Origin of the sequence: Streptomyces griseosporeus (genome assembly GCF_014656055.1) — a bacterium.
Classification (GTDB): domain Bacteria; phylum Actinomycetota; class Actinomycetes; order Streptomycetales; family Streptomycetaceae; genus Streptomyces; species Streptomyces griseosporeus.
Map to the genome: position 1 here is coordinate 1,747,164 of NZ_BNBR01000001.1, position 9,967 is coordinate 1,757,130.

Below are 9,967 nucleotides of genomic sequence, written 5' to 3' on the forward strand. Positions count from 1 at the left end.
CGACGCCCCCGCGTGTCCCTGGGCCCCGCCTGTTCCTAGACGACGACGCCCAGTACGGCCGTCAACTGCTGGTAGCCCCCGCTGCGGTGCCGCACCGTCAGCGTCACCTCGCTGCCGGGGCGGGCGTGGGCCACCGCGCGGGCGAGGTCCGCGGCCGAGTCGATGCGGGTGTGGTCGAAGGCGAGCAGGATGTCGCCGCGGACCAGGCCGGCCGCGTAACCGGGACCGGGGACGTGGACGCCGACGACCAGGGCGCCCGCCTTCTCGGCGTCCATGGCCTCCACGCCGAGTCCGGCCCGGACGGGCGGCGTCGGCGAGGGGCTCGCGGACGGCGGGGCGGGCGCGGGCCGGTCCGGCGCGTGCGCCGCGTGCGGGGCCTGCGGGGTGTGGGACGCCTGCCGCTGGAGGTCGGCGAGCTTGCTCATGCCGATGACCGTGGCCCCCACCGTGCCGAGGCCGACCCCGGCGAGCAGCAGGACCAGGCCGAGGAGCAGGGTGGACAGCCGCCGGCCGCGGCGCCGCGCGGCGTGCGGGCGGCGGGGTGCCGGGCCGCCGGAGCGGGGCCCGCCGGGTTCCTGGCCGGGCATCGGCTTGGGACGCAACGCAGTCGGTTCCATGGATCGCCTCCGGCTGGTGCTCTACCCTGCGCGCCGGCGCACGACGTGCCACGAACGAGTGAGACTGACCCGGCGTCATCCACGGGAAGGGGCCCGTGTGACGTTCCCGGGATCCCCTCCGTCCGGGGTCAGGAGGCCCCGGTGAGCGTGTCCGCCAGCGCGGCCGCGGCCCCGCGCGGCACGCTCGCGTACACGAGTTCGACGCGGTGGACGACGCGGGGCTCCGTCACCGGCACCGCGACCGCGCCCGGCACCCCGGCGGCGGCCGAGGCGGGCAGCAGGGCGAGGCCGTGGCCCGCGGCGGCCAGCGCGGTCAGCGTGCGCAGGTCGGTGCCGTCATAGCGCAGGGACGGCCGGAAGCCGCGGCCGCCGTCCGTCGCACGCAGCTGCGCCAGCGGCAGGCCGGCCCCGGGGGCGTCCAGCCAGCGCGCGTCGGCGAGGTCGCCGAGACGCAGCGCCGGGCGGCGGGCCAGCGGATGCCCGGCCGGGAGCAGGACGCTGACCGGTTCCTCGGTCACGCCGCGCGTGGTCAGCGGTGCCACGTCGGGCAGCCGCAGCGGGTCGCTGGGCGCGGCAAGCCCGTCGACCAGGCCCAGCTCCACGGCGCCCGTGGCGACGGCCGCCGGGATCTCGTCGCGGGCCAGGACGCGCAGGGTCGTACCGGCCGGGGGCAGGGCGGCGAGCACGCCGGGGGCGAGCGCGGTGGGGGCGGCGGCGAGGGTCAGGCCCTGCTGGGGCGCCGCCGCCATGCGCGCGACGTCGGCGCGGGCCGCGTCCAGGCGCAGCAGCAGCGGGCCCGCGTGCTCCAGCAGCCGCTCGCCGGCCGCGGTGGGGGCGACCGGGCGGCGGGTGAGCAGCGGGGCGCCGAGGTCCTGCTCCAGCGCGGCGATGTGCTGGGAGACCGCGGACTGGGTGTAGCCCAGCTCGCGGGCGGCCTCCGAGAAGGAGGCGAGGCGGGCCACGGTGACGTACGTGCGCAGCAGGTGCGGGTCCATGCCCGACAGCATCCCACCCCGTATAAGGAACGCTGATCGACCGTGCAGGAATCATCGTTGGACGTGAAGTCGCCGGCGCGCCGAGGATGGCTCGCATGACGCACACCGCATCTCCCGCCGCGCGGATCGCCCTGGTCGGCGACCGCTCCCCCAACGTCGTCTCGCACACGCGGATCCCGCTGCTGCTGGACGCCCTCGCCGAGCGTGACCGGCTCGTCCTCGACGCCTACTGGATTCCGAGCGAGGACGCCGCCGCCGAGGGCGCGGTGCGCGGCTTCGACGCCGTGTGGGTGCTGCCCGGCAGCCCGTACCGCAGCGAGGAGGGGGTCCTCGCCGCGGTCCGCGCCGCCCGCGAGGACGGGGTGCCCTTCCTCGGCACGTGCGGCGGTTTCCAGCACGCGCTGCTTGAGTACGCCCGCCATGTGTGCGGTCTGACCCGGGTGGCGCACGCCGAGAACGACCCCGATGCCGAGGACTTCCTGATCGAGCCGCTGGCCTGCTCGCTCGTCGGCCACGAGGCGGCCGTGGTGATCGAGCCGGGCAGCCTCGCCCAGTCGGTGATCGGCGCGGAGCGGACCGTCGAGCGCTACTTCTGCGCCTACGGCCCCTCCCGCCACCTCGACACGCTGCGCGCCCACGGCATGCGCTTCTCCGGGCACGACGAGGAGGGCCACGTCCGCGTCGCCGAACTGCCCGGCCACCCCTTCTTCCTGGCGACGCTCTTCCAGCCGGAGCTGTACGGCGACGGCTCGCGCCCCCACCCGGTGGTGCGGGCCCTGGCCCGAGCCGCCGTCGCGCACGCGCGCGGTGAGGCGCCTCAGCCGGTGTGACCTACGACGAGCACTACCGGCTCACCCTCGCTCTGACCGATGCGGACCTGCCGGAGGAGGCCCGCGCCCTGCGCACCGCCGCCGCCTCCCTGCTCGGCGAGCTCTCCGAGGACGCCGCCGCGGGCGTTCGGGAACTCGCCAGGGAGGCGGCGGCACACATAGGGCAGGTCAGCCGAGGCTGAGGACCGGCGCCGGGGGCCGGTCCGGCAGGAAGCCGTGGGCGCGGCGGGCCAGCCACTCGGCCCGGTAACGGTCCACGCTGCGGTGCCAGTTGAGGATGCCGGCCAGCCAGTTCCGCAGGTCCGCGACATAGCCGTGCATCGCCGCGCGCGCCTCCGCGGACAGCCCCAGGTCGTCGTAGAGCACCGGCAGTTCGTGTGCGACGACGTGCTCGAACTGCTGCATGCGCTGGGTCGTCAGGTCGTGGACCACGCCGAGGGCCTGCGGATAGTCGCAGCCGAAGAAGTTCTGCACGACGAGGATCGCGTTGTGGATCTCGCCCTCGTACTCGATCTCCTTCTGGTAGGAGAAGATGTCGTTGAGCAGGCAGGCGTAGTCCATGGCGGCCGTCTCCAGGGAGGTCACCGGTCCGCTCGCGTACACCTCGGGCGGCACATCGGGGCCGTGTCCCATGCGGCACAGGCTGAGGGTGAGGTCGGAGCCGAAGGTCTGGCGGCGCATCTCCAGGTAGTCGACCGGGTCGGGGATGCGGTTCTGGATCTGGTTGGACAGCTCCCACACCCAGCTCTCGGTCATCACGTCGACCGAGGCCTTCACCGAGCGCCGCTGCTCCAGGGTCATCGACGCGGTGGTGCGCTCCCACAGGTCGATCAGGGCGCGTTCCATCGCGTTGGCCGGGGCGATCGGCTCCTCGCCGTCCAGGGGCATGCACGCGGACAGCCGGGCCGTGGTCAGGCGGGCGGCGGCCAGGTCGCGCCGGTGTCCGTAGACGAGCGGGTAGTAGTCGTCGCCGTACGTGCCGAAGGCGAGCCAGCAGGCGCTGAGGTCGAGGGCCTCCCGGGTGGCGTCCGGGTCGAGGCCGGCGGAGCACAGGGCGAGGTCGTAGGCGCGGAGCTTGTCCTCGTCCCAGACGCCCTCCTGGAGGATGCCCATGGCCCGGCACCAGTCGGCCAGACGCGCCCGGGTACCGTCCAGGTGCGGGCTGAGCTGCAGCTCGAAGGGCATGTAGAAGTCGGGGATGCGGGACGGGCCCACCTTCTGGAAGGGCACGTGCCGGTAGGCGCGCAGCCGGTCCTGGGCGGCCCCGGCGAGCAGCGCGCCGACGTCGGCGGCGGAGGTGCCGCGCCCCCCGATGACCTGCCACGGGGAGGAGGACCGCGCGCCCTCGTTCATGTAGCGGCTGGAGCGCAGATGCCACTCGTGGCCGCCGGACTGCCAGTCCTGCAGCCCCTTGGTGTACGCGGCGACGGCGGCGACCTCCGCCGGGCCGAGACCCTTCTCCACGGCCAGCGCGGGCACCTCGGTGAGCGCGGTGTGCTCGAACTGGTGCAGGCGCGAGGTGAGGATGTCGTTGACGGTGTCCGCGGCCTGCTGGGTGGTGCAGCCGAAGAACGTCTCCAGCACGAGCACGCCGTTGCTGTTCTCGCCCTCGTCCTCCACCTCCCGCTGGTAGGAGAACAGGTCGTTGCGCAGGTGCACGGCGTCGGAGAAGGTCTCCATCAGCACCCGCAGCGGCCTCGCCCCCGCGACGGACGCCGGGACCTCGGCGGTGGCGTACTCCACCAGCCCCGCCGACCAGGGCGCGCCGCCGACCTTGCGGCGCATCTCGATGTACTCGACCGGGTTGGCGATCCGCCCCTCGTTGATGTTGGACAGCTCCCACATCGACTCGTTGAGCAGGTGCTCGGTGGCGACGGCGAACCGGCGACGCCAGTCCACCGACATCGCCGGCACGGTCCGCGCCCACAGATCGGCGAGGCCCGCCTCGACCGGGTTGCGCGGCTCCGGCACCGGCGTGGCCAGGTCCAGCGGCATGAACAGCGGGAGCCGGTCCAGGTGGGCCTTGCCGGCGGCGCGGTCCTGGGTGCGCTTGAACATGTCGAGGAAGTGGTCGTCGAAGAAGAACACCCACACGTACCAGTCGGTGATCAGCGAGAGGGCGGGGCCGTCGCAGTCGGGGTGGGTGTAGGCGCAGAGCAGGCCGTAGTCGTGCGCGTCGAGGTCGGCCTGCTCCCAGATCCCGGACCCCTCCAGCATGCCCATGTCGCGGGCCCACTGCGTGGAGTGGGCCCGCGCCTCGTCCACATGCGGGTTGAGCCGCGCGGGATACGGCATGTAGAAGTGCGGGAGTTCGAACGGCTGCGTCATGGCCGGGCCCTACCCATGCCTTTCCGGGATCATCCGGACGGCGGGACATGATCACACCATCGCGTGAACCGGGCCCGAACACGTGACCTGCGCGGAACGCGCCGGTGCCGCGCTCTTGCCGGGCCGGCGACCCACGGGTCACGGTGGCCGCATGACTGTGCCGGACGTCTTCGACCCGCGCCGGTACGCCGCCGGGGTGCCGTACGCCGACTACCGCGCCCTGCGCGACCACCACCCGGTGGCCTGGCAGGAGGAGCCTGAGGTGCTGGGCTGGCCCGCCGGGCCCGGCTTCTGGGCGGTGACCCGGCACGCGGACGTGGTCCGGGTCCTCAAGGACGCGGCGACGTACTCCTCGCATCTCGGCGCGACGCAGATCCGTGACCCGGACCCGGACGATCTGCCGTTCATCCGCCGCATGATGCTCAACCAGGACCCGCCGGCGCACGGCCGGCTGCGGCGGCTGGTCAGCCGGGCCTTCACGCCCGGCCGGGTGGAGCGGTTCACGGCGGTGGCCGAGGAGCGGGCGCGCACCCTGCTCGGGGACGCGCTGGCGCGAGCCCGCGCCGGGGACGGCACCGTCGACGTCGTCGCCGCCGTCACCGACGACTACGCCCTGCTCAACCTCGCGGACCTGCTGGGCGTACCGGAGAGCGACCGCGGGCTGCTGCTGCACTGGACGCGGCGGGTGATCGGCTACCAGGACCCGGACGAGGCGGGCCCCGAGGTACGGGACACGGCGGGGAGACCGGTCGATCCGCGGTCGCCGGCGATGCTGCGCGACATGTTCGCGTACGCGCACCGGCTCGCCGCGCACAAGAGACGGCACCCCGGCGACGACGTGCTGACCACCCTCGCCCAGGAGCGCGAACTCGCCGACGGCGAGCTGGAGATGTTCTTCTTCCTGCTCACCGTGGCGGGCAACGACACCGTGCGCAGCGCGGCCCCGGGCGGTCTGCTGGAGCTGGCGGGGCACCCGGAGGCGTACCGGCGGCTGCGGACCGGTCAAGCCGAACTGGGCGCGGCCGTGGAGGAGTTGCTGCGCAGGCATCCGCCCGTGCTGACGTTCCGCCGTACCGCCGCCCGGGACACCGAGCTGGCGGGGCGGCGGATCCGGGCCGGGGACAAGGTGGTCGTCTTCCACGCCTCCGCCAACCGCGACGAGCGGGTCTTCGCCGACCCGGACGGGCTGGACCTCGGCCGGTCGCCCAACCCGCACGTGTCCTTCGGCGACGGCCCGCACGTGTGCCTGGGCGCCCACTTCGCCCGGCTGCAACTGCGGGTGCTGTACCGGCAGGTGCTGCTCGCCCTGCCGGAACTGCGGACGGCGGCACCGCCGAGGCGACTGGTGTCGAACTTCATCAACGGCATCAAGTCGCTGGAGCTCCAGGTCACTTGACCTGCGGTTACTTCTCCCGCACCTGGATCAGCGCGTGCGTGCCGCCGGTGCGCCAGCGCTGCCCCTCGGCGGCGACGAGCGCGGCCTCGGTGGCCGCGTCGAGGCCGGTGATCACGTCGGACTTCAGGGTGCGCAGGGCGGCGACCGGACCCGGGAAATGGGCGGTGACGTCGGCGAAGGAGGTGGTCGGGGGCCACAGCCGGTCCCCCACCAGGCGGCGGTAGTTGAGGTCGCCCTTGAGGACGGTGAGCGTGTACCCGGCGAACTCCGCGCGCAGGTCGCCGGGCATCGCGGCGTACGGCAGCGGGCCCGCGGAGAAGGGGTGCGCCCGCACGGTGAGGGTGCCGTCGCTCAGCGCCTCCCACAGGCGCCGCCCGTACGCCCGGGCCGCACCCGGGGCCGCGGCCAGCCGGCGCAGGGCGTCGAGGAGGTCGGCGGTGGTGGCGTCGGAGACGTAGTAGGGCTGCGGTTTCAGGTGCAGGACCGCCCGTGCCACGCGTCCGGCGTCCAGCAGATGGGCGAGGAGCAGCAGGTCGGGGATGAGTTCGCGCCCCGCGTTGTCGGCGACCAGGCACAGGGTGCCGGCGCCGCCGGGCGGGAGCAGCGCCCACAGGGCCGCGCTGTCGTCGGCGACGAGGGCGGGCGCGACGGGGGTCCGCGGGGCGTCGGCGCCGGTGCCCGGTCCGGCGGCCCCAGCGGCGCCGGCGGACAGCCGGAATCCGAGGTCGGCCCTGTTCCCCCACAGCGAGCCGTGCAGCAGGGCCTGGGCCCGCTCGTCGGACGGGCGGGAGGTGAGGTCGTCCAGTGCGGCCAGTTCCTCCTCCGTCTCGGCGGAGTCGAGTTCGGCGAGCTTGGACGGGCGGAACGGGTCGATGCCCTGCCAGGGGCCGGGCGTGAAGTAGCCGGTCGCTTCGAGGAGCCGGCGGTAGAAGTAGCTCTCCGCCCACAGCCAGGGCACCTCGAACCAGGACCGGCCGGTGTGCTCCCCGAGTCCCCAGGTGTGCCAGCGGTCCCGGTCGGGGGCTTCGGCGGGCAGCGGCTCGATCACGCCGTCGGTGCAGCTCTCCAGCAGTGCGTCGAGGGCGCGGCGGATCCCGGGGCCGTAGGGGAAGGCGTCCCGCACCTGCCGGATGATCGCGGGATGCCGTTCGGCGAGCACGCTGTGCGGGAAGGTGCCGGGTGCGCCGCCGACGAGCACGGGGGCGCCGGGCGTGGGAGCGGGGCTGTCGGGCATGCGGCTCAACCTACCGCCGCCCGCGTCCGCCGGGCGGCTCACACGGCCGCGGCCGCCATGACCTCCCGCTCCAGGCGCGTGATCAGGGTCATGTAGCGCGGTCGGCGCGGAACCGGGACCAGTCCGCGGACGAGGACGCGCCACATCTCGGCCGTCCTGCGCGGCAGTCGGGCGACGGGTTCGAGGGAGCGGCCCACGACACGGGTGCCGACGAAGAAGGAGACGAGGGAGTGGGCGACGGCGTCCACGTCGACGTCCGGGTGGAGGTCGGACTCGCGGACCGCGCTCTGCAGCCGGTGGGTGACGATCTCCAGCCACTCGGAGAACGGGTGCCGCAACGGCTCGCGCAGCGGCACCGGGCCGGTGGCGAGGCGGAGTCCGGCCCGGGTGACCGGTCCCTCCACGGACAGCCGGGTCATGGCGAACACGATCCGTATGAGCGCCTCCAGCGACGGGTAGTCGTGGCCGTCCACCTCGCCGGTGACCTGGCGGGAGACCTCGGACTGCAACTCCATGATGGCGTGGGCGAGATCCTCCTTGGCCGCGAAGTGGAAGTAGAGGGCGCCCTTGGTGACCTTCGCGTGCTGGACGATGTCGCTCAGGCTCGTCGCCTCGTAGCCACGCTGGTCGAACAGGTCGGCGGCCGCTGTGATGATCGTCGCGCGGGTCTGCTCGGCGCGTAACTGCCTCGGCATCGACGGGACACTCCTGGGACGGGAAAGAACGGGTCATGCCGTTTGTTTCTAACTCCCTGTACACGATATCTCACCGGTCCGCCGTTGCGACCAGGCATTCGAAGAGAGTGGATCCGCCCTGCACGCCCACGACTTGGATGCCTGCCGCATCCGTGCGCCGGACCTCGATCCAGGCGGGTTCGTCCAGCTCAGCGTAGCGATGGAAGCGGGATCGGTAGGCCACCGGGACCCGTTGTCCCGCCGTGTGGACCACGGTGGCCTGGCGGGCCGCCTCCAGCAGCAGCGTGCCCGGGACGTGATCCAGCGGATGGTCGAAGAAAACGGGGTGTGCGGTATCTACTCGCAGCCGCCAGCGGCCCCTGCGGTCGGCGGGGGCGAGGACGACATCGCCCGGCAGGGCCCGGTCGACCGCCTCCGGGGGAAGTCCCGCCGGCGCGGGCAGGGCGGTGACGGTCTCCGGGGTGCGCCCGGACCGCAGTCGCCGGTAGACGGCCTCACTCATGCAGGTGAACGCGACGTCCGCGGTGGCGGCGCGCTCGCCGCAGCGCAGCACCTCGGCGGTGTAACGGGCGGAGACCGGGCGCCGGCCGCGGTACTGCACGTCCGTGAAGACGACGTCGACCTCGATCTCGGCGGGCAGCGCGCCGACCCCGAGGTGTTCCGGGAACGTCGTCACGTCGAAGGCGTCGAGCACGAACCGGTGGCCCAGCGGCACGTCGTACTCGGCGTGCGTGAGCAGGGTGCCGCTCTGCCGAACCGTTTCGACAGCGAGCAGCGGGTCGTAGGCCGTCCAGTCCGCCGACACGTGTAAGCCGTGCGCGCGCGGCCACTGCGCCGCTACCGTGAAACGGTCGTCGGCCAGCCGGTGCCAGCCGGTGAGGAGGGTTTCCGCGACCGCCGCGCGGTGCACGAGCTGACGGGGGACGGTCGCCGTCATGGCCGGGTTCCCGGCCAGCTGCCGCGGTTGAGGCATCTCTCTCCCTACGGGCCCCGTACGGTCCTTGAGGGCCCGGCGGGCGGCGTGGGGTCCGCTTCGGCGGGCGCTAGGGTACGAGGCGACCGGTTTGTTTTCAACGAGATCAGTCCGTGACGCCCGGTGATCAGGGCGTTCCGTAAGATCGTACGGGTCGTTCAACTGCGGTGCCCGCGGAGGGGCTTACATGGCAAGACAGGAACGGGCCATCCGGACTCGCCGAATGATCCTGGAAGCCGCGGGCGCGGTCTTCGACGAGCACGGGTACGCCTCCACCACGATCGCGATGGTGCTGGAACGGGCCGAAGTCACCAAGGGCGCCCTGTACTTCCACTTCCCCTCCAAGGAGTCGCTCGCCCAGGCCGTCCTCGCCGAGCAGGTGCTCTTCGGCGCGGTGCCCTCGCGCAGCAGCAAGCTGCAGGAGGTCATCGACATGACCTTCGCGGTGGGGCAGCGGCTGCGCAGCAACGCGCTGCTGCGCGGCGGGGTGCGGCTGGCGGTGGACCAGGAGACGCCGTCCGGCATCGACCGGGGGGAGCCGTTCCGGCAGTGGTCGCGGCGGCTGACGGCGCTGCTGGAAAGGGCGGCCGAGCAGGGCGAGCTGCTGCCCACGGTACGGCCCGCGGACACGGTCGACCTGCTGGTCGGGGCGTTCACCGGGATCCAGCTGATGTCGCGGGCGCTGACCGACCGGGCCGATCTCGCGGACCGGCTGGCGGTGCTGTGGGCGCACATGCTGCCGAGCATCGCGGTGCCGGGTCTGCTGCCGGGGCTGGACAGCCGGGCGGACCGGGGCGTGCGGGTGCTGGCCGAGATCGATCCGGCCCAGGCCGGCGCGGAGGCCGAGGAGCGGACTCCGGCCGGGGTGCGGTGAGCGCGTGAACGCGCGGCGGGCCGGC

Annotated in this window: 10 protein-coding genes; 4 read left to right on the top strand and 6 right to left on the bottom strand. The window is 73.6% G+C overall.

Annotated elements, in window-relative coordinates:
* Window positions 1–35: 35 nt before the first annotated feature.
* Both IE308_RS07690 and IE308_RS07695 read right to left on the bottom strand, forming a co-directional pair.
* Window positions 36–617 carry a PDZ domain-containing protein gene (locus IE308_RS07690; protein WP_190217119.1) on the bottom strand — a complete coding sequence of 194 codons (582 nt, stop codon included), beginning with the start codon at window positions 615–617 and terminating at the stop codon, window positions 36–38.
* 128 nt (window positions 618–745) lie between these two features.
* Window positions 746–1,612, bottom strand: a complete 867-nt coding sequence (locus tag IE308_RS07695) for a LysR family transcriptional regulator (protein ID WP_190217120.1) — start codon at window positions 1,610–1,612, stop codon at window positions 746–748.
* A gap of 95 nt (window positions 1,613–1,707) precedes the next feature.
* Between IE308_RS07695 and IE308_RS07700 the strand changes: the two genes are divergently transcribed.
* Together IE308_RS07700 and IE308_RS07705 are read left to right on the top strand one after the other, a co-directional pair.
* A complete protein-coding gene (locus IE308_RS07700; RefSeq protein WP_190217121.1) occupies window positions 1,708–2,442 on the top strand; it encodes a CTP synthase C-terminal region-related (seleno)protein in 735 nt (244 codons plus the stop codon).
* Window positions 2,439–2,624 carry a hypothetical protein gene (locus tag IE308_RS07705; RefSeq protein ID WP_190217122.1) on the top strand — a complete coding sequence of 62 codons (186 nt, stop codon included), beginning with the start codon at window positions 2,439–2,441 and terminating at the stop codon, window positions 2,622–2,624. Before IE308_RS07700 ends, IE308_RS07705 begins: the two co-directional genes overlap by 4 nt.
* On the opposite strand, the gene cyc2 is transcribed toward IE308_RS07705, so the two are convergent.
* Window positions 2,611–4,770, bottom strand: a complete 2,160-nt coding sequence (gene cyc2, locus IE308_RS07710) for a germacradienol/geosmin synthase Cyc2 (protein WP_190217123.1) — start codon at window positions 4,768–4,770, stop codon at window positions 2,611–2,613. The genes IE308_RS07705 and cyc2 overlap by 14 nt on opposite strands.
* A gap of 151 nt (window positions 4,771–4,921) precedes the next feature.
* Here cyc2 and IE308_RS07715 point away from each other — a divergent pair, with 151 nt between their 5' ends.
* Window positions 4,922–6,166: a cytochrome P450 gene (locus IE308_RS07715; RefSeq protein WP_190217124.1), complete on the top strand. Its 1,245-nt coding sequence runs from the start codon at window positions 4,922–4,924 to the stop codon at window positions 6,164–6,166.
* 7 nt (window positions 6,167–6,173) lie between these two features.
* Here IE308_RS07715 and IE308_RS07720 read toward each other — a convergent pair whose 3' ends face one another.
* From IE308_RS07720 to IE308_RS07730, 3 genes are all read right to left on the bottom strand, one after another.
* Window positions 6,174–7,400 carry a damage-control phosphatase ARMT1 family protein gene (locus IE308_RS07720; RefSeq protein WP_190217125.1) on the bottom strand — a complete coding sequence of 409 codons (1,227 nt, stop codon included), beginning with the start codon at window positions 7,398–7,400 and terminating at the stop codon, window positions 6,174–6,176.
* Window positions 7,401–7,438: 38 nt separating this feature from the next.
* Complete coding sequence (locus tag IE308_RS07725) at window positions 7,439–8,095, bottom strand: ScbR family autoregulator-binding transcription factor (RefSeq protein WP_190217126.1); 657 nt, start codon at window positions 8,093–8,095, stop codon at window positions 7,439–7,441.
* Window positions 8,096–8,165: 70 nt separating this feature from the next.
* A complete protein-coding gene (locus IE308_RS07730) occupies window positions 8,166–9,068 on the bottom strand; it encodes a ScbA/BarX family gamma-butyrolactone biosynthesis protein (RefSeq protein ID WP_190217127.1) in 903 nt (300 codons plus the stop codon).
* Between the two features lie 187 nt (window positions 9,069–9,255).
* Between IE308_RS07730 and IE308_RS07735 the strand changes: the two genes are divergently transcribed.
* Entirely contained in the window at window positions 9,256–9,942 is a 687-nt protein-coding gene (locus IE308_RS07735; protein ID WP_190217128.1) for a ScbR family autoregulator-binding transcription factor, read from the top strand.
* Window positions 9,943–9,967: the final 25 nt, after the last annotated feature.

Coding starts and splice junctions, on each gene's coding strand:
- IE308_RS07720 (WP_190217125.1), bottom strand. CDS start 7,400: ATGCCCGACAGCCCCGCTCCCACGCCCGGCGCCCCCGTGCTCGTCGGC.
- IE308_RS07735 (WP_190217128.1), top strand. CDS start 9,256: ATGGCAAGACAGGAACGGGCCATCCGGACTCGCCGAATGATCCTGGAA.
- IE308_RS07690 (WP_190217119.1), bottom strand. CDS start 617: ATGGAACCGACTGCGTTGCGTCCCAAGCCGATGCCCGGCCAGGAACCC.
- cyc2 (WP_190217123.1), bottom strand. CDS start 4,770: ATGACGCAGCCGTTCGAACTCCCGCACTTCTACATGCCGTATCCCGCG.
- IE308_RS07730 (WP_190217127.1), bottom strand. CDS start 9,068: ATGCCTCAACCGCGGCAGCTGGCCGGGAACCCGGCCATGACGGCGACC.
- IE308_RS07715 (WP_190217124.1), top strand. CDS start 4,922: ATGACTGTGCCGGACGTCTTCGACCCGCGCCGGTACGCCGCCGGGGTG.
- IE308_RS07700 (WP_190217121.1), top strand. CDS start 1,708: ATGACGCACACCGCATCTCCCGCCGCGCGGATCGCCCTGGTCGGCGAC.
- IE308_RS07695 (WP_190217120.1), bottom strand. CDS start 1,612: ATGGACCCGCACCTGCTGCGCACGTACGTCACCGTGGCCCGCCTCGCC.
- IE308_RS07725 (WP_190217126.1), bottom strand. CDS start 8,095: ATGCCGAGGCAGTTACGCGCCGAGCAGACCCGCGCGACGATCATCACA.